Source organism: Methylobacillus draconifructus (assembly GCF_045984385.1).
Lineage (GTDB): Bacteria > Pseudomonadota > Gammaproteobacteria > Burkholderiales > Methylophilaceae > Methylobacillus > Methylobacillus flagellatus_A.
Window position 1 is genome coordinate 404,363 of the sequence record NZ_JBJQIJ010000003.1, and the last position, 24,677, is coordinate 429,039.

Annotated in this window: 19 protein-coding genes; 9 read left to right on the forward strand and 10 right to left on the reverse strand. The window is 56.6% G+C overall.

Features of this window, described 5'->3' with window-relative positions; all coding sequences use genetic code 11:
• Positions 1-99: 99 nt before the first annotated feature.
• Both tsf and rpsB read right to left on the reverse strand, forming a co-directional pair.
• Positions 100-975 carry a translation elongation factor Ts gene (gene tsf / locus ACKF11_RS08240; protein ID WP_407996665.1) on the reverse strand — a complete coding sequence of 292 codons (876 nt, stop codon included), beginning with the start codon at positions 973-975 and terminating at the stop codon, positions 100-102.
• A 99-nt stretch (positions 976-1,074) separates the two neighbouring features.
• Positions 1,075-1,824 (reverse strand): 30S ribosomal protein S2, encoded by a 750-nt coding sequence (gene rpsB / locus ACKF11_RS08245; protein WP_309565346.1) that lies wholly within the window; start codon positions 1,822-1,824, stop codon positions 1,075-1,077.
• Positions 1,825-2,044: 220 nt separating this feature from the next.
• On the opposite strand from rpsB, the gene map reads away from it, so the two are divergent.
• A complete protein-coding gene (map, locus tag ACKF11_RS08250) occupies positions 2,045-2,845 on the forward strand; it encodes a type I methionyl aminopeptidase (RefSeq protein ID WP_407996666.1) in 801 nt (266 codons plus the stop codon).
• 5 nt (positions 2,846-2,850) lie between these two features.
• Positions 2,851-5,421, forward strand: a complete 2,571-nt coding sequence (locus ACKF11_RS08255) for a [protein-PII] uridylyltransferase (protein ID WP_407996667.1) — start codon at positions 2,851-2,853, stop codon at positions 5,419-5,421.
• Between the two features lie 80 nt (positions 5,422-5,501).
• Here the strand turns inward: ACKF11_RS08255 and ACKF11_RS08260 are convergent, their stop codons facing one another.
• Positions 5,502-5,777, reverse strand: a complete 276-nt coding sequence (locus tag ACKF11_RS08260) for a cupin domain-containing protein (RefSeq protein WP_309565349.1) — start codon at positions 5,775-5,777, stop codon at positions 5,502-5,504.
• Between the two features lie 261 nt (positions 5,778-6,038).
• On the opposite strand from ACKF11_RS08260, the gene ACKF11_RS08265 reads away from it, so the two are divergent.
• Both ACKF11_RS08265 and ACKF11_RS08270 read left to right on the forward strand, forming a co-directional pair.
• Entirely contained in the window at positions 6,039-6,686 is a 648-nt protein-coding gene (locus ACKF11_RS08265; protein ID WP_407996668.1) for a glutathione S-transferase family protein, read from the forward strand.
• A gap of 1 nt (position 6,687) precedes the next feature.
• Positions 6,688-7,458, forward strand: coding sequence for a dienelactone hydrolase family protein (locus ACKF11_RS08270; RefSeq protein ID WP_407996669.1), 771 nt, complete (start codon positions 6,688-6,690; stop codon positions 7,456-7,458).
• Positions 7,459-7,489: 31 nt separating this feature from the next.
• Here ACKF11_RS08270 and ACKF11_RS08275 read toward each other — a convergent pair whose 3' ends face one another.
• From ACKF11_RS08275 to ACKF11_RS08305, 7 genes are all read right to left on the reverse strand, one after another.
• On the reverse strand, positions 7,490-9,253 hold the full coding sequence (locus tag ACKF11_RS08275) for an ABC transporter ATP-binding protein (RefSeq protein ID WP_407996670.1): 1,764 nt from the start codon (positions 9,251-9,253) through the stop codon (positions 7,490-7,492).
• 138 nt (positions 9,254-9,391) lie between these two features.
• On the reverse strand, positions 9,392-10,561 hold the full coding sequence (locus ACKF11_RS08280) for an LLM class flavin-dependent oxidoreductase (RefSeq protein ID WP_309565353.1): 1,170 nt from the start codon (positions 10,559-10,561) through the stop codon (positions 9,392-9,394).
• An 18-nt stretch (positions 10,562-10,579) separates the two neighbouring features.
• On the reverse strand, positions 10,580-11,644 hold the full coding sequence (locus ACKF11_RS08285) for an LLM class flavin-dependent oxidoreductase (RefSeq protein WP_309565354.1): 1,065 nt from the start codon (positions 11,642-11,644) through the stop codon (positions 10,580-10,582).
• 701 nt (positions 11,645-12,345) lie between these two features.
• Entirely contained in the window at positions 12,346-12,999 is a 654-nt protein-coding gene (locus ACKF11_RS08290; RefSeq protein WP_407996671.1) for an HAD family hydrolase, read from the reverse strand.
• A 185-nt stretch (positions 13,000-13,184) separates the two neighbouring features.
• Complete coding sequence (locus ACKF11_RS08295; RefSeq protein ID WP_407996672.1) at positions 13,185-14,534, reverse strand: LLM class flavin-dependent oxidoreductase; 1,350 nt, start codon at positions 14,532-14,534, stop codon at positions 13,185-13,187.
• Between the two features lie 80 nt (positions 14,535-14,614).
• On the reverse strand, positions 14,615-15,304 hold the full coding sequence (locus ACKF11_RS08300) for a class II aldolase/adducin family protein (RefSeq protein WP_407996673.1): 690 nt from the start codon (positions 15,302-15,304) through the stop codon (positions 14,615-14,617).
• A gap of 34 nt (positions 15,305-15,338) precedes the next feature.
• Complete coding sequence (locus ACKF11_RS08305) at positions 15,339-15,569, reverse strand: hypothetical protein (RefSeq protein ID WP_407996674.1); 231 nt, start codon at positions 15,567-15,569, stop codon at positions 15,339-15,341.
• Positions 15,570-16,317: 748 nt separating this feature from the next.
• Between ACKF11_RS08305 and ACKF11_RS08310 the strand changes: the two genes are divergently transcribed.
• The 5 genes from ACKF11_RS08310 (at position 16,318) to ACKF11_RS08330 (ending at position 24,530) form a co-directional block, all read left to right on the forward strand.
• On the forward strand, positions 16,318-18,699 hold the full coding sequence (locus tag ACKF11_RS08310) for a TonB-dependent receptor (protein WP_407996675.1): 2,382 nt from the start codon (positions 16,318-16,320) through the stop codon (positions 18,697-18,699).
• 152 nt (positions 18,700-18,851) lie between these two features.
• Complete coding sequence (locus tag ACKF11_RS08315; RefSeq protein ID WP_407996676.1) at positions 18,852-20,633, forward strand: ABC transporter ATP-binding protein; 1,782 nt, start codon at positions 18,852-18,854, stop codon at positions 20,631-20,633.
• Positions 20,623-22,464, forward strand: a complete 1,842-nt coding sequence (locus ACKF11_RS08320; RefSeq protein ID WP_407996677.1) for an ABC transporter ATP-binding protein — start codon at positions 20,623-20,625, stop codon at positions 22,462-22,464. Before ACKF11_RS08315 ends, ACKF11_RS08320 begins: the two co-directional genes overlap by 11 nt.
• Positions 22,465-22,690: 226 nt before the next feature.
• On the forward strand, positions 22,691-23,734 hold the full coding sequence (locus ACKF11_RS08325; RefSeq protein WP_407996678.1) for an ABC transporter substrate-binding protein: 1,044 nt from the start codon (positions 22,691-22,693) through the stop codon (positions 23,732-23,734).
• Positions 23,735-23,888: 154 nt separating this feature from the next.
• Complete coding sequence (locus ACKF11_RS08330) at positions 23,889-24,530, forward strand: peroxiredoxin (RefSeq protein WP_309565363.1); 642 nt, start codon at positions 23,889-23,891, stop codon at positions 24,528-24,530.
• The last annotated feature ends 147 nt before the right edge of the window (positions 24,531-24,677 follow it).

Here is a 24,677-nt window from a genome sequence, read left to right on the forward strand (position 1 = left end):
TATTGTTATGCAAATTGTGCAAAACGTGAATCATCCCACATATCAAGACGATCCACGTTCGTTTACTACCGGCAGGCCGCAACGGGTGCGACCATTAGTTTACACCTTTGCCGCAGCGGCAACTTCAGCAGCAAAATCGGTCACGACTTTTTCAATGCCTTCACCGACCACATACATGGTGAAAGAAGCGATGCTGGCATTGTTGGACTTGAGCAACTGATCGATGGTTTGCTTGTCGTCCTTGACGAAAGGCTGGCTCAACAAGGTCACTTCCTTGAGGAACTTCTGCACGGTGCCGTCAGCGATCTTGTCCAGCATGGCTTCCGGCTTGCCGGCTTCCTTCGCCTTCTCTATCGCGACGCGGCGCTCGGCTTCGATCAGCTCGGCAGGAATGCCGCTGGCGTCCAGGGACTTTGGCTTTGCAGCGGCGATATGCATGGCAATATCCTTGCCCAGCGCTTCGTCGCCGCCAACCAGGTCGACCAGCACGCCGATCTTGCCGCCGTGAACGTAGCTCACGAGCTTGCCCTTGGCTTCGGTAACGACGAAACGGCGCACGGTGATGTTTTCACCGATCTTGCCGATCAATTGCGTGCGGATGTCTTCCACGTTGCCGCCTTCGATATTGAGTGCGGACAAGGCAGCCACATCGGCAGGCTTGTTCGTGGCGGCAGCCTCGGCTACTTGGCTGGTGAAGGCGAGGAAATCCGCATTCTTGGCACAGAAGTCGGTTTCAGAGTTGATTTCAACGATCGCGCCCAGCTTGCCGTCGGCCTTGATGCTCACGGCCACGACGCCTTCAGCGGCCACGCGGCCGGCAGCCTTGCTGGCCTTGTTGCCAAAACGTACACGCAGGATTTCTTCCGCACGCGCCATATCGCCTTCAGCTTCTGTCAGCGCCTTCTTGCAATCCATCATGGGCGCATCGGTGCGCTCACGCAATTCCTTGACCATGCTTGCGGTAATTTCAGCCATTGTTTACTCCTTGAATATTGTTTTGTTGGCGTTAGCCAGGTTTCATTAACCAAATTCGGGTACAAAAAAAGGGGGCCAGAGCCCCCTTTTGACAGGGTCTTACTCTGCCGCGGCTTCTTCAACCTCGACGAATTCCTCTTCGGACGCTGCCTTGACGATTTCGTTGATGCTTTGATTACGGCCTTCCAGCACTGCATCGGCAATGCCGCGCGCATAGAGGCGGATGGCACGGCTGGAGTCGTCGTTGCCGGGGATGACGTACGCTACGCCGTCCGGGGAGTTGTTGGTATCAACTACGCCGATCACAGGGATGCCCAGCTTGGCTGCTTCAGTGACAGCGCCGCTTTCGTGGCCGACGTCGATAATGAAAATCGCGTCTGGCAGGCCGCCCATTTCCTTAATGCCGCCGATGGAGCGCTCAAGCTTCTCGACTTCGCGCTTGTAGCCCAGGGCTTCCTTCTTGCCGAACTTCTCGATGCCGCCGTCTTGCAACAGGGCTTCGTATTCATTCAGGCGCTTGATGGACTGCTTGACGGTCTTAAAATTGGTCAGCATGCCGCCCAGCCAGCGATGGTTGACGTAAGCGCAACCGGCGCGCTGCGCTTCTTCCTTGACGATTTCACGCGCTTGGCGCTTGGTGCCGACAAACAGGATGCGGCCCTTGTTTGCAGCCAGTTGACGCACGTATTTCAATGCATCTTCGAACAGCGGCAGGGTTTTTTCCAGGTTGACGATATGAATCTTGTTGCGGTCGCCGAAGATGTATTGGGACATCTTGGGATTCCAGTAGCGGGTTTGGTGGCCAAAGTGCACACCGGCTTCCAGCATTTGACGCATAGTAACGGACATTTTAATCTCCAGTAAGGGTTATGCTTCCATACGCCCAACAACATCCGCGCTTTCGCGCGGACACCCTGTACGGGGCGCATGTGCAGATTTGCAGCCTTGCCGTCGCGGCAGGCTGCGGGATTCCAGCCGGCAAGCATTATTCCTGCCAAATGGGTGCGGTATGCTACCATAAGCAACTGTACGAACTCAAGGAAAACCTGGGCGCAAGCCTTGCAATACAATGGCAATCAACATCAAGACAGAAAAAGATATCGAGAAAATGCGCGTGGCTTGCAAACTGGCCGCCGAAGTCCTGGATTTTATCACACCGCACATTCAAGCCGGCGTCACGACAGGCAAGCTCGACGAGCTATGCCACGACTACATGGTCAACGTGCAGAAAACCATCCCGGCCCCCCTCAACTACGCGCCCCACGGCCACACCCCGTACCCGAAATCGATCTGCACCTCGGTCAACCACCAGATATGCCATGGCATCCCCGGAGCCAAGGTATTGAAGAACGGCGACATCCTCAACATAGACATCACCGTCATCAAGGACGGTTATTACGGGGATACCAGCCGCATGTTCCATGTCGGCGACATCTCCATCCAGGCCCAGCGCCTGTCGGACATTACATATGAATGCATGTGGCTGGGCATAGACCAGGTCAAGCCAGGCGCGACATTGGGCGATATCGGCCATGCCATCCAGACCTATGCCGAGAAGCAAGGCTTCAGCGTCGTGCGCGAATTCTGCGGCCACGGCATCGGCAAGAATTTCCACGAGGACCCGCAAGTGCTGCATTACGGGCAGCCCGGCAAGGGCGCCGTGTTGAAGCCGGGCATGATTTTCACCATAGAACCCATGATCAATGCCGGCAAGCGCGACATCAAGCAACTGGGCGACGGCTGGACCATTGTCACCAAGGACCACAGCCTGTCCGCGCAATGGGAGCATACCGTGCTGGTGACCGACGACGGATATGAAGTGCTGACCGTTTCCGCAGGCACGCCTCCCGCCCCCGCCTTCATCAAATAAGCAGCATGCAACCCGCCGCACGCGCAGACAATACGCTTGCACGCCAATGGCGCCAGCAGTTGCAAGCCGGGCAACATGCGCTGAAGCAGGAATTCCTGCACAAACCCAATGTCAGCCGCCTGCTGCAAGCCCAGGCGGCGCTGACCGACCGCGTGCTGCGTGCGTTGTGGCAGGCTTTCGAACTGGACGCCGAGGCCTGCCTGATCGCCGTCGGCGGTTACGGCCGCGGCGAGCTGTTTCCCTACTCCGATGTCGACATCCTGATCCTGCTGAATAGCGAGGCTTCCGCATCGACCAACCGCAAGATAGAGGAATTGGTCGGCGTCCTGTGGGATACCGGGCTCGCCATCGGCCACAGCGTCCGCACCTTGACCGAGTGCGTCGTCGAGGCGCAAGGCGACGTCACAATACAGACCAACCTGCTTGAGGCTCGTTATCTGGATGGCCACGCTACCTTGTATGGCGATTTCCTCCAGGCTGTGGCATCCGTCATGAATGTCGCCAAGTTTTTTGAAGCCAAGGTGGAAGAACAGCACCGCCGCCATGCCCGCTTTAACGATACGGCGTACAACCTCGAGCCCAACATCAAGGAAAGCCCGGGCGGACTGCGCGACCTGCAGAACATCATCTGGATTGCGCGCGCGCTCAATCTTGGCAGCAATTGGCGCGAGCTGGTCAAGAACCGCATCCTGTCCAAGCATGCCGCGCAACAAGTGCGGCGCCACGAACGCAACCTGCAGATGTTGCGCACGCGCCTGCACTACCTGGCCAACCGACGCGAGGACCGCCTGCTATTCGACTTCCAGAACGAGCTGGCATCCCAGCTCGGCCTGGTCACGACCAAGCGCAGGCGCGCCAGCGAGCAATTGATGCACAGCTTCTACCAAAGCGCAAAGTTCGTGGGCCTGATCAACGAAATCCTGCTCCAGGTGCTGCGCGAGCGCATCTATCCCGAACAGCACACCGTCGTCAGCCTCAACAACCGCTTTGAGGCTGTCAACGGCCTGCTGGAAACCAAAAGCCCGACCCTGCTCTACGATGAGCCTTCCGCCATCCTGGAAAGCTTTCTCGTCCTGCAGCAGCACCCCGAGCTCAAGGGCATGGGCGCCGAGCTGCTGCGCGCATTGCACCGCACCAAGCATGAAATCACGCCTCAGTTCCGCGCCAGCGCAAAGAACAAGGCGATGTTCATGCAGATATTGCAGCAGCCCAAAGGCATTACCCATACGCTGAAACTCATGAACCGCTACGGCGTGCTCGGGCGCTATATCCCTGCTTTCGGCCGCGTATCGGGCCAGATGCAGCACGACCTGTTCCATGTCTACACCGTGGACGAGCATATCCTCAACGTGCTGGCCAACCTGCGCCGTTTCGCACTGGCCGAGTTCGCGCACGAATTTCCATTATGCAGCCGGCTGCTACGCGAGTTCCCCAAGCCCCACCTGCTGTACCTAGGCGCCCTTTTCCACGACATCGCGAAAGGCCGCGGCGGAGACCATTCCACGCTTGGCGCCGTCGATGCCCGCCGCTTCTGCAAGCAGCACAACCTTCCGGTTGAAGACGGGGAGCTGGTAGCCTGGCTGGTCGAGGCCCATTTGGTCATGTCGAGCACGGCGCAGAAGTCCGACTTATCCGACCCCGCAGTGGTGGAAAAATTTGCGCATTATGTAGGCAGCGAATACCGTCTGATTGCGCTATATCTGCTGACCGTAGCCGATATCCGCGGCACCAGCCCGAAGATATGGAACGCATGGAAAGGCTCCCTGCTCGAAAACCTGTTCCGCGCCACCCAGCGCATCCTGCGTGGAAGCAACCTGAGCGAGGAGCTCAGCGCCCGCCAGCAGCAAGCCAAGGAAATCCTCAGCTATTATGGCGTGGTGGAGCAAGCCTACCAGCCGCTATGGCAGCAACTGGGTCCCGCCTACTTCCTGCGTCACGAAGCGCAGCTGATCGCCTGGAACACCCGGCTGCTGCTCACCCACATCGATACCCAGGCACCGATCGTACGCGCCAGGCTCAGCCCGGCTGGCGACGGCATCCAGACCATGATCTACATGCCCGACAAGACCGACATATTTGTCCGCATCTGCAGCTTCTTTGGCCGGCTGGGCTACAACATCGTGGAAGCCAAGGTGCACACCACCCAGCATGGCTATGCGCTTGATAATTTTTTGGTTCTGGATCAGTCAGATAAAAAAATAACTTATCGTGACTTATTAAGTTTTATCGAATACGAGCTGACGCAAAAACTGCTCAGCCAGGCGCCGCCGGATGCGCCGGTGCAAGGCCGCATCAGCCGCCAGGTAAAACACATGCCGATCAAGCCCGAACTCACCATCGCGCAGGAAGCCGAAAGCCCCAACACCGTACTGGACATCGCCACCAACGACAGGCCGGGCCTGCTGTCGCGCATTGCCCATGTGCTGCAGCAACACCATATCCGCCTGCATACTGCGAAAATCAATACGCTCGGCAACCGCGCCGAGGATACTTTCCTGATTTCCGACCAATCGGGACACCGCTTGAACCCCGACGTCCTGACGGCATTGGAAGACTCGCTCCGCTCGCAGCTTTAACCTGCCTGGAATATAGATGTAGCTACAATAAAAAAGCCCCGTCTTAGACGGGGCTTTTTTATTGTGCGGTTAGTGCGAAATTAACCGTGCTTGTAGTGCTTGCGCAGCGGCTTCACAACTTCCCAGCTGCTTTGCAGGCCGACAGGGAATACAACCAGGTCGCCTGGAACGATGCGAACAGGTTCGCCGCCCTTTGGCGTTACCAGGATTTCACCTTCCAGCACGTATGCGGTTTCCTTGATGCCGAAGTCCAGCGGGAACTTGGACACTTCCTTTTCCCAGATGGACCAGTTTGCCACACCCAGTTCCTTCAGTTTTTCTTCACTCGGGTTGTGCTCGATAATAATTTGACTCATTTAAAAATCCTTGATTAATCAACAAAAACTGGACGAAAAAACAGCCGTAACACCGGCTTGCACGAGATTCTAACATGCGACCGTAGTCAGGCATACCTGCCGTTGCCAAACTGTTTCCAATAAAACACCTAGGCGCCAATCTGTTCTAATTAAAACACCAAAGCTCGAAATTCAACAGCTCTGCCCCGTACGATCAATAGCTTAGCTACCGGCACATTTTCTGCATATTCCCGAGGTTATTGCAAAACAATCTAAGGACGCATGATGACAACATTGTATATTTCTCCAGGCGCCTGTTCCCTGGGGGCGATTGTGACCCTCAAAGCCCTGGATATTCCTCATCGGCTTGTACGCGTCGCCTTACGCCAGGCAGACTCCCAGATCTACGATATCAACCCGTTGGGTAGAGTGCCCACACTGCAACTCGAAAACGGCGATGTCATTACCGAGAATGCCGCCATCCTTCCCTACCTCGCTGACAGCAAGCCTGAGGCCAATCTGTTTGCACCCGCAGGAAGCCTGCAACGCGCGCATATCCAGGAATGGCTAGGGTTCGCCAACTCGGACATCCACCCTGCGTTCAGGCCGGTGACGCGCCCGGAGTTGTTTGCCGATCACCATGAGGCGCAACAGCAAGTGCGCAAGAAAGGCCTGGAACGGCTCAACAGGCTATTATCCCACGTGGAAAAACGCCTTGTGACGGATCAATGGCTGGTAGACGGGCGTTTCACGATCGCAGACGCTTATCTTGGCGTGTTCCTCGGCTGGCTGCCGCGGGCCGATATCGAGGCTAAAGACAAATACCCTGCGATCCATGCCTATCACAAACGCTATCTGAGCCACCAGGCGGTGCAGGCGGCGCTTGCTGCCGAAGCACAGCTGCGCTCCGGCGATCAAGCGCAGGGCTAATATGGGCATTTTTTCGAAATTACTCCTGGCCTTGTCCGGCAGCCTGCTGCTTTCAACCACGGCCAATGCTGGAAGCAGCCTTTTACTGACAACGCCGCGCGGCACTACAATTGAAATCATAGAGGACAAGCCATCCGGCCACGGGCCCTTCCCTGCCGTGATCCTGGGTTCGGGTTCCAACTATGACGCCAGGCAGCCCCTGCAGGAGCAGGTTGCCAGACAGCTGACCGAGGCCGGCCTTGCTACCATCCGCTTCAACTGGGCATACCACGTGCAAGACAGGGAAAACGGCAAGCCCTCGCTTGATAGACAGCCGGAAATCGAGGATATGCAAACGGCCATCGCCTATGCCAAGCAGCAATCCTGGGTAGACAAGCAACGCATCGCCGTGGCAGGCAAATCGCTGGGCTCGATTATCGGCTGGAGAGTATTTCAGGCTGATCCGGAACTCAAGGCGGCCATATTGCTGACGCCCGTATGCAGAACGCCCCCAGGGCTTGCGCAGCAATATGCAAATGCCGCTGACGAGACCAGGCCAAGCCTGTGGCTGCTCGGCAATGCCGATCCCGTCTGCGTGACTTCCGACCTGTACGGCTACCTGGGAACTAAGCCCAACCCCGCGCGTATTGCCATTGTGGACGGCAATCATGCGCTGGCGCAGGAAGGCCAGCCTGCAGACCCAGGCAACTTGGCCTTGGCGGCAAAAATAGCAGCGCAATTTGCCGTATCAGCTATCAGGCAAGAAGTAAATCAAATATATACTGGCAAATGAAAACACAATACTTTAGCAATCTATTTTTTCTTCAGAGCTCACCCGTTTGCAATTTCCAAAGCTCTGCATAAGGCCCGCCGCTTTCCAGCAATTCTGTATGGCTTCCCGACTGGATTATCCGGCCGTGTTCCAGCACATGGATGCAATCCGCATGACGTACAGTGGACAATCGGTGCGCGATGATGATACTGGTACGCCCCACCACCAGTTTGTTGAGCGAGCGCTGGATGGCGGCCTCGGTTTCGTTATCCACCGCGGAAGTCGCCTCGTCGAGGATCAGGATCGGCGGATTCTTGAGGATGGCGCGCGCCAGGGCCAGGCGCTGGCGCTGCCCGCCCGAGAGCTTCATGCCGCGCTCGCCCACCTGAGTGTCGTAACCCTCCGGCAGACGCTCAATGAACTCGTGGGCCTCGGCAGCCTTGGCGGCGGCGATAATCGCATCAATACCCGCATTAGGCTGCCCGTAGGCAATGTTCTCGGCAATGCTCGCATCCGTCAGGAAGGTGTCCTGCGCAACATAGCCAATCGCGCGGCGCAATTGCTGCAGATCCAGGGAAACAATATTCTCCCCGTCGAGCAGGATCTGGCCTTGCTGCGGGTCGTAAAACCTCAGCAACAGCTTGGTGATCGTGCTCTTTCCGCCGCCGGTCGCGCCCACCAATGCCACGGTCTTGCCGGCCGGGATATGCAGGTCAAACCCATCAAGCGCGGGCTGGCCCGATTGGGCATCGTAGGCGAAACGCACTCCCGCGAAGCGGATGTCGCCTTTTACCGAATCCAGGCCCAGGGGCTTGCCGCCGTACTGGATCGCCAATGGCGAATCCAGCAAATTCATTACGCGCTGGATGGAAGCCATCGAGCGCTGGTAAAGGTCGGTCAGCTCGGCCAGACCGGTCAACGGCCACAGCAGGCGCTGGGTCAGGTAGACCAACGCGGAATAGCTTCCCACGCCCAGCTCGCCATTCAAGGTCATGAAGCCGCCGTAAAGCAAGGTCACGGTAAAGCCTGCCAGGATCGCAATGCGGATCACAGGCGTGATCGCGGCGGAAAGGCGGATGGCATCCGCATTCTTCTGGCGATAGGCATCGGAGGCGCTGCGGATGTGTTGGGACTCGATCTCCTCTGCCGCATAGGCCTTGACGGTGGCAATGCCGAGCAGGTTGTTGTTGAGGCGTGTAGCCAAGGCGCCAGCCGCCTCCCTGACCGAGGTATAGCGCCTGGCAAGGCGGGACTGGAACCAGAATGCGCCATAGAGGATGAACGGCACGGGTATCAATGCGAGAAACGCCAGTTTCTTGGTGAGGAAGAAGAACACCCCGCCTACCATCACTGAGCCAAAGAACACCTGGATCAGGCTGTTGAATCCGCCATTGAAGAAGCGCTCCATCTGATTGATGTCCTCATTGAGGATGGCCAGCAGGTTGCCGCTGCGGTTGCGCTCGAAGTAGGCAAGCTCGAGCTGCTGCACGTGCTGGTAGGCCTCCATGCGCAAGTCGTGCTGCAGGTTCTGCGCGAGGTTGCGCCAGCGCACGTCATACAGGTACTGGAACAGGGACTCCCCCACCCAGATCAGCACGGTCAATGCCGCAAGCAGCAGCAGTTGGTCGCGCGGCTCCGCGATGCCCAGCCCGGCCAGGAAGGAAGCCTTCTGGTTGACGACGACATCGACCGCCACGCCGATGAGGATCTCGGGCAGGATGTCGAAAATCTTGTTCAGCAGGGAATAGATGGAAGCGATCCACGCATCGCGCCGGTATTGGCGGGCGTGGTTAAATAACCGTCGAAGAGGATGCATATGCGATGTAGTGGGCAAAGTTTTGATTTTATCAGCCAGGCATAAAGTATCAGCTACGTTGTGACTGCGGGTTTGACCGCCTGGAAACGTAAAAACCCCATGCCGCAGCATGGGGTTTTCTTGAGCGACGGTAGAAGGTTAGCCGACTGCGCGCAAAGCAGGCGCACTATCATGGCCGCGCACCAGCGGCAGCACTTCCTCCCCTACCCGGTAAGCTTCTTCCAGGTGCGGCGTGCTGGCGAGGATGAAAGCATCCGCGCCGAGCCTGACCAGGTCGTCCAGGCGCTCGGCCACCTGCTCGTAGCTGCCGACGATGCCCTGGGTCTGCCCGCCGCGCAGCAGGCTGAGGCCGGACCAGACGTTGGGGTGGATGATGAAGTCGCGGTAATCGTTGAGCTCCTTCGGCGCATTGCTGCGCTGGCGGTTGGCGCCGACGGAATCCCCGGTTTGCTGGGCGAAACGCTTGTAGCGCTCGCGCGCGGCGTCATCGAGGTTTTCAAACCCGCGCTGAACTTCGCGCCAGGCCTCCTCCTCGGTACGGCGGGCAATGATGTCCACGCGCACTGCGCATTTGATCTTGCCGCCCAATGCGGCGGTGCGTTCCTTCACGCGGTCGAACTTGTCGCGCAACTGGTCGAAAGGCTCAAGCCATGAAAGGTAATAGTCCGCATGCTTGGAAGCGGAAGCTAGGGCAGCATCAGAGGAACCGGAGAAGTAAATCTCAGGAAAGTCCTGACCCAAGAGCTGGGCCGGCAGCGCCGCATTCTCCACCTGGTAGAACTTACCCTGGTAGGAAAAACTGTTCCCGCTCCATACGCCGCGCAATACGTCCAGGAATTCTGTCGTGCGCGCATAGCGGTCGTCGTGCGGTGCCACGTCTCCCCACCACAATTGGGCAGGGCCTCCGCCGCCGGTAATCACGTTGTAAAGGGCACGGCCGCCGGTGGCGCGTTGCAGGCTAGCCGTCATGCGCGCGGCCACGACCGGGTTCAGGAAGCCGGGCTGGAACGCGATCATGAATCGGAAAGTGCTGGTCTCGCGTGCCAGGAACGAAGAAATCGCCCACGGCTCATCGGTCATCGGGAAGGAAGGGATCAAACCGCCTTGAAAGCCCGATATTTCGGCGGCACGCGCCACCTCGGCGATATAGTCGAGGTTGTTGAAACCGTCGCCATGGTCGCCGCTGAGGCCTTTCTGCACGATATGGTCGCCTTGCTGCTGCGACCAGTCGCCGCGGTGGTGCAGCTTGTTGCGCAACGAGCTTGGCTCGCCGTGCGTTGGAATTCTCCAGAAAACATCAATTGCCATAATATATCGACTCCTCTATCAGGCTGCGCGCCGGCTGGCGCCGTTTATCAGGGAACGCAGCGGCGGCAGGACATTCTCGCCAATGCGGTAGGCCTCTTCCAGGCTGGGGACGGCGCCCAGGATGAACTGCTCGACGCCCGCTTCCGCCAGCGCGGCCAGCTGTTCCGTGACTTGCTCGAAGCTGCCGACCAGCACGGCGCTTGCGCCGGTGCTGACTGTGGTCAAACCTTGCCATAATCCTGCGGTATTACTGTTACCGCCTTGCTGACCGGTCTGTTCGGCATAACGCTTGGCGTCGAATACCGCTTCCTCCTCGGTTTCGCGCGCCAGCACATCGACGCGCAGGCCGATTTGCAATGTACGGCCCTGCTTGCTTGCCTGGTTGCGTAAAAGCGAGACTTTCCTTGCGACTTCGTCCAGCGGCTGCGCTTCCAGCACATGCACGTCGGCAAGCTTGGCTGAGAGGGCATATGCCTCGTCCGTCTCGCCGGATAGATAGATGGGAGGAACCTTCTGGCCGGAAAGCGGCCCTTGGAAGCCGCCTTGCAATACCTGAAAGAAGCGGCCGTCAAAATCGTACCCGGTCGTGGTGATGACGTTGCGGGCCACGGTGACAAACTCCTCCACCCTTGGATACAAATCCTCCTGCGCCGCGAAGTCGCCCTGCTGCCTGCGCTTCGCCTCGTCGGGCTCCACGCCGATTTGCCAGGCAAAACGGCCTTCGGTAAAGCGCTGGTAGCTCACCGCATTCTTGGCGGCATAGACCGCCGAGCCGCGAGATGCGTCGAACTCGGCCAGCACCGTCAAGTAGCGCGTCGCGCGGCTGAGGTAGCCGGCGACGATCCAGGATTCGTCGCCCTCAGGGTCGTTCCTGACCTTGATGCCGTCGAACTTGGCCAGTTCTACCGCCTTGGCGATCTGGTGCAAATGGTCGAAATAATTGAACCGCTGGCCGCGAGGATCGGTCACGCCCGGCAGGAAGTAAGGCCGGCTGTCGGCCCGTTCGCCCCGGATGCGTTTCTCGGCGTCGGCATAGCGCCCATCCCCTGAGGTCGGCGCTTGCCAGAAAAATTTAACTGTCATGCATATCTCCGCGATATTTCTACTTAGATCATCATACTTATCGCAGAAACCATGCCATTCGCCTTTAATTCCCACAATTATTTTATGGAAATTTGCAGAGGTTTGAATCCTTTAGCTTATTTCACAGATTCACATTGCACTGGATTTTAATGCTGGACTTGAGGGAGGCATATTCGCGGCCCGAACTGTTTACATAAAAACACTTTAGCCCTTTAATTTGCTCCAAAATAAACAGTTGCTGCTCCATAAGCAGCCATCTCTCGATTAAACAAGACTTGGTTACGGACTTTTTTTGACCTGTGAAGATTAATGCTGTCTTTCAAATCGATTGTCACGGAGCGAGCGACCTCAGCGTAATCGGGGCCTTGGAAAGCTTATAGGATTGCCGGAAAGCACTGATAATCAAACCGGTGCCGTTCAGTCAGGCCTGCCTTGACCAGCGCTCGCGGCTTTAAGGCAACCCCCAATATCATGAGGCGCGTCGACAATGTCCTTTAAAAAGCCAAATATCGCGTCTGTTTGGCTTGTTAATGTGCTAAGGAAACCCGAACAAGTCAGGGTCTAGCTGCACACAATGAATTGCTTTCCTCCCAGGATTTCTCTAATTTTTCAATAAAGTTCATTTTTACTCAGCATTAGGTTGCCACATTCTCATCCGGTCCATTTTCAACAACGCTTTCTGTGCAAAACTACGGTTTATCCTATCCGTAACCACGCCTGATGATGTCAGGCAAAAGCAGCATGTCATCCACCGCCTGCTCCGCGCCTGCCTCCAGCAATCTGCTGGCTGCCATGGTGCCGGTATAGGCGCATACCCGCATGCCTGCGGCGACCGCCGCCGCAACGCCGACATCGGTATCCTCGATTACCAGGCAGGCTGAAGGCTTGACTCCCTGGCTTTCTGCCGCCTTGAGATAGACGTCGGGCGCAGGCTTCGGCCTGCCCAGGTCGGCGGCACTGAATATCCTGTCGTTGAAATAAGGCAGCAAGCCGGTGATATCCAGCATTTCATGCACTTTGGCGGCACTGCTGTTGGAAGCCACGCAGTGCGGCAACTGTAGCTGCCGCAGCACCTGTTCTACACCGGCGACGGGCTGCAAGCCGTCGCGCAATGCGGCATCGCGCCTGTGCCGGTAACGGGCAAGAAAATCCGCACCCGGCCTGCGGCCATAAATGCGGGCGATAATGTCCATGCACTGTTCGAGCGAATGGCCGACAAAATGCCTGGCCATTTCCTCGATCCGGGCAGGTATGCCCTCCTCGTTCAATACGTCGACAAATATCCGGTTGGTGATTTTCTCGCTATCGACCAACACTCCGTCACAGTCAAACACGACTAATTCATAAGCAGGCATGATTCCCTTATTGCCCAGGAGCCGCTAATAAAATCCTGCCGGCCTTGCCGTACCACTTGTACTGCTGCTTTTGGCAGGACGGTTAGACAGAATCGCTAAGCTTGGTTGGCGGCTCTAAAGGTACGCTGTTCAAAGCGCAGAATGATGCCTTAAAACCAGGAGCTATGCAGCTCCCGGCTTTCACCTTAAGCGCGCAATGCTTCCGGCGAAGCCTGGGTGTTGGGATTCGCTGGCCGGTCCAGCCCCAGCCTTTCGCGGTAGGTATTGCCGCTGTACTCCTTCTGGAAGATGCCGCGGCGTTGCAGCTCTGGCACGACCAAACGGGCAAAGTCCTCCAGCCCCTTAATCGAGTAAGGCGGCACGACATTGAAGCCGTCCGCGCCCTTCTCCACAAACCATTGCTCGATCAAGTCGGCCACGGTTTTTACCGAGCCGATGGCCTGGATGTGGCCGCGCGCCACCCGGAACTTGAGCACCAGCTGGCGGATGGTGAGGTTTTCGCGCCGGGCCAGCTCCAGTTGCTGCTGGAAGCGGCCGCGCCCGTTCTCGCCCGCGTCGTAGGGCAAGTCCGGCAACGGGCCGTCCAGGGGATATTGCGAGAGGTCGAAACCGCCGAATTCCAGGTCGCTGAAATCCACCAGCTCCTGCAGCTCGCCGTATTTGTCCTGCGCCTCCTGGTCGGTTTCCGCCACCACCACGTTCAGGCCCGGGGTAATCTTGAGCTGGTCCTCCGCCCTGCCGTATTTCGCCATGCGGCTCTTGACGTCGGCATAGTAATCCTGCGCCACCTTGAGCGAGGTTGCCGAGCTGTAGGTCATTTCCGCCACGCGCGCGGCAAACTCCCTGCCGGTATCCGAGTTGCCCGCCTGCACGAATACGGGATATCCCTGGATCGGCCTTGGATAATCCAGCAAGCCTTCGGAAGAGAAATAGTTGCCCCTGAAGCTCACCGGGTGTGCGGATGCCAGGTCATAGAAGTAGCCGGCGTTCCTGTCGGGATGGTCGAATGCATCGTCGTCCCAACTGTCCCATAATGCCTTGGCTAAGTTCACATACTCCTCCGCGCGCTCGTAACGCTGCTCGTGCGAGCGATTATCCTGTATGCCGAAATTCTTCACCGTGGCGGGATTCAAGGACGACACCACGTTCCAGCCGGCGCGGCCGCCGCTGATATGATCAAGCGAGGTAAACTGCCGGGCGATGTTATAGGGCTCGGAGAAGTTTGTATTGACCGTGGCGACCAGGCCGATATTCTTGGTCTGCGTCGCAATCGCGGAAAGCAAGGTGAATGGCTCGAAATGAAAGTTGGACGGGTTCTTGGCCGCTTGCGGCGTCAGCTCGCCTGAACGGCCGATGAAGTCGGCCACGAAGAAGGTATGGAACTTTGCCTCCTCCGCGATCTTCGCGGCGCGTATCCACCATTGCAAGTCCGGGCGGCCGTTTTCCTGCCAGACCGGATGCAGCCAGCCTGTAGGATGGTGCCCGTAGCGGAGCAGGAATACATTCAGGATCAATTGGCGCTTGTTGTCACTCATATGGAGGCTCTCTTAAATATAAAAAGCTGGGCACCAAGGCCTGTTGACCCTAGTCCGGCTATGTCTTCTAAGCTGGACGCTTAGGCGATATCTTCCAGATAACGGCCGCTGTATGCCTTGGCCTTCTCCAGCAAGCCAGTGCGCTTCCACTGTACTTCCAGTGCGCCTGGCGTGTAGTGCTGGGCGCCGCCGATCTGCTCGGCGATCGCCTGGTAGCGCGCGGCCTCTTCCACGAACAGGATCAGCTCCGAAGTGCGGATGATGCCCTTGCCCCAGAAATTGACGCCGCCATTGGATTCCAACAACGCAGGAGGAGGTGCCAGTTCAGGGTGCTTATCCAAGCGTTCCTTGATGACATCCAGGACACTGCGCGTACGGTCGAGGTGGTTGGGGATTTCGCGCGCCAGCAAATGGCGGGCCGCGGCGACATACAGGATCGGGAACGGCTTGTGCGCCAGCGACCATGCCGACAGGAAATTGGTATGGATATGGATGGCGGTGTCCGCATCCAGGCGCGATTCGTTCAGGATATGGCTGCTTTCCTCGGAGAACTTGCTGATACGCAGACTGGGGGTCTGGTCACGCGCAAGTCCTCCCGGGAAGCGGATATGCAAAAGCTTGTCGTGGCCTGGAATCTTGTGGGAGATATGGAAGGTCAGGCTCGCAGACAAGGTGCCGTTCTCACGCAATACGTTGAATGCATGGATTGCATCGGCCTTGGCTTCGTCCACATAAGACACCAAGTCGATTTCGGATAGGTTTTCACTCATTTCACATCCTCCAGTTAAAAATTAAATACCGCTTCTAAGAATCTATTTTGTCAGGGAAATTGGCAAACTTCTGTTGTGCTTCCACCAGTTTTCTGGCGGCTTCCAGCGGCTCATGCACTATCCAATCCCTGATATCGAAATCGTTCGCAAAATAGCCCCACTCGTGCAGAAAGTCCTTTTGCACTTCCAACCCCCGGATATATTCCTCGGATAATGACGGGGTGAACGACAGGTGCACATCCTTGCCATGCGATCCGCACAGCATCCTGGCCGGTCCCTTTTGCCCATATCGGCGGGATATTCCCGTCCTCGCGGAACAAACCCGACTGCTTATGATGAAAATATGCGTTGCGCAACTCGAGGCTGTCAGAATCGCGCAGTGAGTGGAGGATAGTGCCGTCCTGGGCAAACTCGGCCTGCAGCCAGCCTTGGCGGATCGCCAACGCGGAAGCCGTGGCGGCACCGCAACGGGTATACCAGAGGCGGATTGGTTCTGCTGGGTTCTGCGCCATATACATCCTTAACCACAAGTCATCTGAACCCATTCATTCGCAAGCACTATGCCAGGATCGACTTAAGCAGGACCAGCCCACGACAATTAAAAATTAATCTAATTTATTAAATAAATTCACCAACTTATTATGTTTTATATAAAATTCACTATCAAAAACTGCTAAAAGATCACGATAAACAATCTCAATATCAGTGACCGGAAATCAACAATCTCCTCAATAAGCCATGCTGCCTCTGCTGAAAAACAAACATATCCCGGCTTGCAACTCGCAATTGCTGCTTTAAAAACAACATTTGTTTAAAAATAAACATCTGGGATTGCCCGCAAAACAACAGCGTTACTACGACAAAAATTAGAGGAAAATAAATATCCAATATAATTCATATAGTTAAGATATTTACATGAAGGAAACAAAGTACTGGCACGAATCCTGCCGATAGTTTTGCCTGTGCACAGCAATGCGCTGGGCCATTCATTTCATTATTAGCAGGAAAATTCAATGTCCAGGAAAAGCACGCCCTTGCCAACAGAGTCGGTCCCAAGCCCATTTGTCAAACGACAACTCACAATCGCCGTAGCCGCCGCATTTGCAGGCAGTTTTTTTATCGCTCCCGCATTTGCGGCCGATGAGCAAACTCCTCAAGCCACGGGCACCGCCACGACACAAGCAACATCAAACAACGAAGAAACCACTCCTGCCCAAGCAAAGGATGTCGAATCATCCCTTGGCAGCATTGTGGTGACCGCCCAACGCCGTGAAGAAAATGCACAGGAAGTACCGACCGCCATTTCGGTATTGGGAGGGGAAGAACTGCAGCAAAGAGGCATAGGCCGTTCTGCAGGCGAAATTCTGAACAACGTCCCCAATTCATCAGCCGGCACCATCCAGAATGGCCGGCCACGCTGGTGGATCCGCGGCGTGGGCGCAGGCCAGCAACAGCTGGATTTCCCCAACCCCATCGGCTTCTATATCGATGACGTATTCATCAGCAATGCCAGCGCCACCGGCATCCCCATTTTCGACCTGGAACGCGTGGAAGTCTTGCGCGGGCCGCAAGGCACGCTCTGGGGCAAGAACACGACTGGCGGCGCCGTCAATATCGTATCCAAGAAGCCTACCTTCTCGGAAAACCCTGAAGGCTATGCCAAGGTGGATTACGGCAGCTTCGGCGACAAGGTAATCCAGGGCGCCGTGGGGGGCACCATCGTCGACGAGCGCATCGCAGGCCGTATTTCCTTCTATAACCAGGACCTCGATGGCCGCTTCACCAACCAATTCAATGGTAAAACCAGCGGCGGCGTTGAAGACTCGGTCATTCGCGGCCAATTGTTATTTGCGCTGACTCCTGACATCGATGCCTTATTAAACGTTTACCACCGCAAGTACAAAACCGACGGCAACGTCGGTACGGTCTACAGCCGGACAGGCGAATTCCGCAATGGCTACCGACCTAGCCGGAATATCAACCATGTCAGCAGCAATGCCGAAGAAAGCAACGATGTTACGCAAAACGGTATTTCCTTGAATGTTAATTGGCAGATCGGCAAACTTACACTCACCTCCATTACTGCGTATGCCGATTACAAAACTGAGAATTTCGCCGATACAGATAACTCTCCGTTAGAAATTGGCCGTGGTTACACAGATGCAAAAAGTAAGCAGTGGACACAGGAATTCCGCCTAGCGTCTCCTCGTGAGGATCGCTGGAACTGGCTGACCGGTTTCTTCTATTTCAAAGAGGATATTGATTCATTCTCTGCCAACGCGAGACTACCTAATGGATCGGTTCCTCAGTTTGCAGGCTCTTCCCAACCAGTGAGCTTTAATTCTACTGACTTATCCCATAAGAGCGAAAGTTACGCTATCTTCGGGAGCACTACGTATAACTTCAGTGAAAAGTTTGATACTACTTTAGGCGCTCGCTGGACTACTGAAGAAAAGAAATACGACCTTAATCGCTTGAATAACACTGCAGGAACAGCGTCTTGGTCCGATCTGGGTTCTTGGTGGAGCAGTTACACTGGCGGCATTGGAGGAACAGGCACGTTTACTGATGAGCGTAGCAAACGATGGAACGCTTTCACTTACGACATCACCCCGCAATACAAGATCACGGACACGGATCGCGTTTACTTCAAGTTCTCCCGTGGCATCAAGTCCGGCGGCTACAATACCGCTGCCGCAAACCCATTGGCATTGAATACCTTGAAGCCGGAAGAATTGAACGCCTATGAAATCGGCTATAAGTCCGAATGGTTGAACGGCCGCTTGAATTTCAATGCCAATGCCTTCTACTACGACTACAGCAATGTGCAAGTCAATGTCGTCGGCACCAATCTTGCTGTGCCAATTTCCTACTTGCAAAACGTGGAAAAAGCCAGCGTCAAGGGCGCAGAATTTGAAGTCGAGGCATTGCCGACCAATAACCTGCACTTGAATGCCAATATCGGCATACTCAAGACCGAGTTCGAAAAATTCGACATCCAGAATGGCGGCGGCAACCACGATGGCAACGAGTTCGTGCGTGCTCCCCGCTGGAGCGCCCAATTACGCGGCACCTACAATATCCCGCTGGAAAACGGCAGCAGGATATTGCTGGGAGCCGATGCGCGCTATCTAGGCAAGCAGTATTTCTTTGTCGTACCGCAAAACAACGACTTGCTGAACCAGGGAGCCTACACCTTGGTGAATGCACGCGTAAGCTACTTGACCAAGAACGACAAGATCGAGATCACCGGCTACGTCAACAACCTGTTCGACAAGGAATACCGCTACCACGCCCTACCAGCAAGTGCTCCTGCAGGCACCGCCATCTCTGGTAACACTGTGTATTGGGGCAACCCAAGAACGATAGGCGCATCCTTGACCTACCGCTTCTAATAATTTCAGTCAACCAACCTAAACACTGTACGACTTTGTTCAAGAAACAGCCTGGAAACAGGCTGTTTCTTTTATTGAGTTCTAGCGGCATCAATGCAATCGAGCGTCTTCCCAAATTATTCGTATCTTTAAACCACGAGCACCCAATCAGTATGAAGCAATACTCCCTCATCCGCTGCCTGCTTTTGTATCGCTACATGCCATACAAATTTGCCTTGACCGCTGCCTTGTTCACCCTCGTCAATATCGGCATGGCGTGGCAGCTATGGCTGGTCGGCCAAGCGGTCAACGATGTCCAGAGCGGCAATGCCATTACCAGGCTCGCGGATGGCAGCCTGGAATATTCACAAGCGCTGCACTGGATCGTTCTATTGCTGCTGGTGGCTTTTGGCAGGGGCATATTGCAATATGTCGGCGGCCTGATGTCGCTGGTGATCGGCCAAGACCTGCTCACCATACTGCGCGAGCGCATCCTGCACCAGGTGCAGCGGCTGGACCTCGCCTACCACTGGCGGCACGGCATGGGCGAAATGGTCACGCGCACCACGCGGGATGCCGACAAGGTGCGCGACGCCTTGATCAACTTCTGGCGCCAGGTGTTCGAGGCCAGCCTCTGGGTGCTGGTTTCCGTAGCCCTGCTCTCCTGGTATCACCCATGGCTGGGCCTGGGTACGCTGGCATTCCCGCTGAGCGGCATTGCATTATTCGTCACCCAGACAGAAAAGCTGGTGACGCTGGATAGGGCTGTAGGTGCGGCCTACGATGCGGTCAACCAGGAACTGAGCGAAGGAGTGAACGGCGTGCGCGTCATCAAGTCCTTCGGCCTGGAACAGCAGCGCGTCGCGGTTTTCACGACACTGGTGCAGAGCTTCATGCAGAACGCGCGCAGCGCATTGGCCTATGCCGCCTCGCGCATTCCCCTGCCACAGACCGTGGTCGCCTTGAGCCATGTCTGGATCCTGGCTGCGGGGGCATACCTGGTGCAGCAAGGCACGCTCAATATCGGCGAACTGGTTGCCTCGGTGCTGGTCGCCAATGCGCTGGTGTTCCGCATCGAGGGCATTGGCCGGGTGATCCAGATTTTCGCAGATGCGCGCGCATCGGCCGCCCGCATCTGGGAGCTACTCGACGAGCAGCCGACGATCAAGTCTGGTGCCGACTCCGTTCCAGAGGGGGCATTGGGCATCCGCCTGAATCATGTCGGCATCCAATCCCCTGGCCAGGGCAATGCGATATTGCAGGATTGCAATCTGGAAGTCGCCCCAGGCGAGGTGGTGGCGATCGTGGGCATGACAGGCTCCGGCAAAAGCAGCCTGGCGGGATTGCTGCCGCGCTTGCTGGATGCGGATGCCGGCAGCGTGGAAATCGGCTCGCCCTGGGCAGGGTGGAACAATATAAAATCATTCAAATTAAATGAATTAAGAAAAAAAATTAATGTGGTTCCTCAAGAAAGTTTCTTGTTCTCCGACACTTTGGAGGCCAACCTGCGGCTAGCCAAGCCGGAGGCAAGCGAGCAACAAATTCTGCAAGCCTTGGAGCAAGCGGGTGCAACGGAAGTGCTCGACCGCTTGAGCGACGGCCTGCAAACCAGAATCGGCGATCGCGGCATCACCTTGTCCGGCGGGCAGCGGCAGCGCATCAGCCTGGCGCGCGCGTTTCTCGCCGAGCCTTCGATCCTGGTGCTGGACGACGCCACCAGCGCGCTGGACGCCATTACCGAGCGCCAGGTGCTGGACAACATCCGCAAACTGCGCAACAGCAACGGCCAGCCCATCACCGTCATCCTGATTGCCAGCAAGCTCTCCACCATCCTGCTCGCCGACCGAGTCGCCATGCTCGACCAGGGCCGAATCAGCGACCAAGGCACGCATGAGCATTTATCCACCACCAATGCGCAATACCGCGACCTGCTGGGAGTCAGCCATGGCAAATGATTTCCGCGGCGACAAGCCGCTCAATGATATCGAGCTGGAACAGGCCTTCGCCCGCAAGAAGCTGGACCGCAGCATGTTCTGGCGCCTGCTGCCACTGCTGCAGGATGTGAAGGGCCGGATTCTCGCAGTCATCCTGCTCGAAATCGTGCTCGTGGGCGTGATCTTCATCCGTCCGTGGTTCCTGCGCGAGGTGATCGACAACGGCTTCATCCAGACCGCACAAGGCATCGTCCTCAATACCCCGCTGCTAGCCTGGATGTCAGTCGCCACCGGCGTGAGCTGGACATTGCGCTTCGGTCTGGGCAGCTTCTCGCAATACCTCGCCGGCACGGCGGCCATCGACATCCTCAACAAGCTGCGCATCCGCGTCTTCAGCCATGTGCAGGCATTGAGCGTGCGCTATTTCGACCAGACCAAGGCCGGCCGCATCATCTCCCGCGCCGACCGCGATATCGATACGCTGGAGCCCTTGCTGGTGCAGGGCCCGCCCGAGCTGTTCTCAGCGCTGCTGCGCCTGGTCGTGGCCTCGATCGCCTTATGGTGGATTTCGCCCAAACTGTTTCTAGCCCTGGCCAGCATCGTACCTTTCCTGGTTCTGGGCACTTGGCTGTTCAAGCGCATCTCGGAGAAAATCTGGGGCCGTGTCGCCGAGGCGCGTGCGCGCTTTACCGCGCACCTGGTGGAAACCGTCTCCGGCGTGCGCATCCTCAAGCAGATGGTCAACGAATCCAGCAACGCGCGCCGTTATCGCGGATTGCTGGAAGACTTCAACAATATCCTCATCAGGGGCTCCATGAAGTCAAGCTGGTTCCTGCCATTGACGCAGGTGCTCAGCACCGTCGGCATGGCCTTCCTGCTCATGGTGGGCGGTATCGGCATCGCGGACCAGGAAATGACGGTCGGCCAGCTCGCGCAGAGTCTGTTCTATGTCCAGCTTTTCCTCGGGCCGCTGCAGGAGCTGAACGATTTGTTCGAGCGCTACACTTCCGGCGCTTCGTCGGCGCAGCGCATTTTCCTGATGCTGGATACGGAGCCTGAAATTCAGGACCCGCAAACCCCTGTAATCCCCAAGCAGCAATCCGGCAAAGTCGAATTCGATAACGTCATCTTCGGATACTTGCCGGAAAAGCCCGTAATACGTGGCTTTAACCTCGATATCCACCCTGGCGAAGTATTGGCAATCGTCGGGCCAACCGGCCACGGCAAAAGCACATTGGTGCAGTTGCTGACGCGCTTCTATGAGGTCAATGCAGGCGCAGTCAGGATCGACGGCCAGGATGTGCGCGAGTATGCGCAGCAGGATTTGCGACGCAAGGTAGGCATCGTGCTGCAGGACAACGTCCTATTCTCCGGCACGGTGCTGGACAACCTGCGCCTGGCAGCTCCTGAAGCCAGCGATGAAGCCCTGATTGCCGCCGCGCGCGAACTGGGTGCCGATGAAGTGCTGGAGCGGCTGCCTGCGGGCTACCGTACCGCAGTCGGCCCGCTCGGCGCATTCCTCAGCCACGGGCAGCGGCAACTGGTCTGCCTGGTGCGCGCCTATCTCGCCAACCCGGCCGTGTTGGTGCTAGATGAAGCCACTTCTGCCGTGGATATCCATACCGAACGCCGCATCCAGACCGCCTTGCGCCGTTTGTGCGAAGGCCGCACCGCCATCATCATCGCGCACCGCCTTGCCACTATCCGGGATGCAGACCGTATCGCCGTCATCTGGGACGGCAATATCCAGGAGCTAGGCAATCATCAACAGCTTATCCGCCAGGGCGGCGCTTATTCCCGGCTTTACCAGGCATACGAAGAAGCCTCCAACGCCAACAATCAGCCTGCCTAGCCTCAACCACAGCCAGGGCTACTGTTTCATAATCAACAGCAGCCCTGGATGCTGTTGATTTACAATCACCACATAATAATAAACAACATTAATAAATTATATTAATTTATTGATATATAAATAATTTTAACAATTATCACTTACATGCTTACCCTGGCATGGAACATGCCACTAATAAGGCTCCAACCTGTTCATCTGCGCAGGCTCAATTACAAGGAGACTCTTCATGTCGTCAGCAAGCTCTCAAAACACATCCGTTGATACCCTTTGGTACACACGCTGCCCGGTCCCCACCCCGCTCGGCCTTGCAGCCCGCCAGGACTGGTTCAAGCAGGAATTCCAGCCCGACAACATTACGATCAACACCCTGCAGGAAACCCGCGACCCGGAACTGCTCGAATCGCACTATGACCACAAGCTGCCGCACTCCTTCCGCCAGGGCGGCAACGTCCCGGCCATCTGGGCTCACGCCAATGGCGCAGACACCAAGGTCATCGGCCTCAACTGGGTCGACGAAGCCCAATTGCTCCTTGCCCTGCCTGCTTCCGGCATCAAGGAGCCCAAAGACCTCAAAGGCAAGAAAATCGCATTGCCATTGAACCGCATCAGCATCGACCATCAACGCGCCAGCGCACTGCGCGGCATCGTCGTCACGCTGGAAACAGCAGGCCTTTCCACCAATGATGTGGAATTGATCGATTTTGAAGTGCCGCAGTCCGCGCCTGGCTTTGGCTGGGGCAATGGCACCCGCATTGCCTATGCGACCGAGCTGGAAGCGCTCAAGAGCGGCAAGGTCGATGTCATCTTCACCAAGGGCGCACGCGGTTACGAAGCCGCCGAAGCCAACGGCCTGACCATTGTCTACGACGTACGCAACCACCCCGACCCGAAAGTCCGCGCCAATAACGGCGCTCCACGCCCTATCACGGTCGATGGCGAACTCCTGCGCCAGCGTCCTGACCTGGTAGCCCGTTTCCTGCGCCGCATCGTCGATGCCGGCGACTGGGCAGCAGCCCACGAGGCTGAAACCGTGGCCTACATTGCCAAGGAGTCCGGCTCTACCGACGAATACGTGCGCAAGGCCTATGGCAGCGACATCCACCTGCACCAAGGTACCGATCTGAACCCGGAATTCATCGCCGCGCTGGAAGGCTACAAGAACTTCCTGCTGGAATGGGGCTTCATCAAGGCTGACTTCGACGTCAAGGCCTGGATAGACCCTGCCCCGCTGGCCGAAGTGCTGCGCTCGCTCTCGCAAAAGGCGGCATAATAAGCATATAACAATTAACCATAACAACTGCTGGCGCAGTATGGTTAAAATCGAGGCAGCCTTCATAACAATGAGGGCTGCCTTATTCATTTGACGGCCGTCGTAGAACCAGGCCATCAATACTAGCTCAGAGAATCAATCAGGAGGCCTCAACATGGCAACACTACGCTTGGGTGACACCGCACCCGACTTTACCCAGGATTCCAGCATCGGCACTATCTCCTTCCATGAATGGCTGGGCGATAGCTGGGCCATCCTGTTCTCCCATCCTGCCGATTACACGCCCGTTTGCACAACAGAACTCGGCGCCACCGCCAAGCTTGCGGAAGAATTCAAGAAGCGCAAGGTCAAGCCCATTGCACTCTCCGTCGACCCGGTAGACTCCCACAAGGGCTGGATCACCGACATCAACGAAACCCAGGGCACGGAAGTCAACTTCCCCATCATTGCCGATGCCGACCGCAAGGTGTCGGAGCTCTACGACCTGATCCACCCCAACGCCAGCACCACCGCCACCGTGCGCTCCGTATTCATCATCGACCCGAACAAGAAAATCCGCCTGACGCTGACCTACCCCGCCAGCACCGGCCGCAACTTCAACGAAATCCTGCGCGTGATCGACTCCTTGCAACTGACCGAATACCACAGCGTTGCTACCCCGGCCAACTGGGAAGACGGCGACGACGTCGTCATCGTGCCCTCGATCACCGACCCGGAAGTGCTCAAGGAGAAATTCCCCAAGGGCTACAAAGCCGTCAAGCCCTACCTGAGGCTCACCCCTCAGCCCAATAAATGAAGATGGATTAATCTAGCAAATGCCCGGCCTGCCCGGGCATTTTTTTACTTGCTTCAGGAAATCATCCCTAACGGCACAATCTAACAACCTGCACTGACAATTGATTCAAAAAGAAAATTCCAGGTCAGCAAAAATGGCGTCAAAACT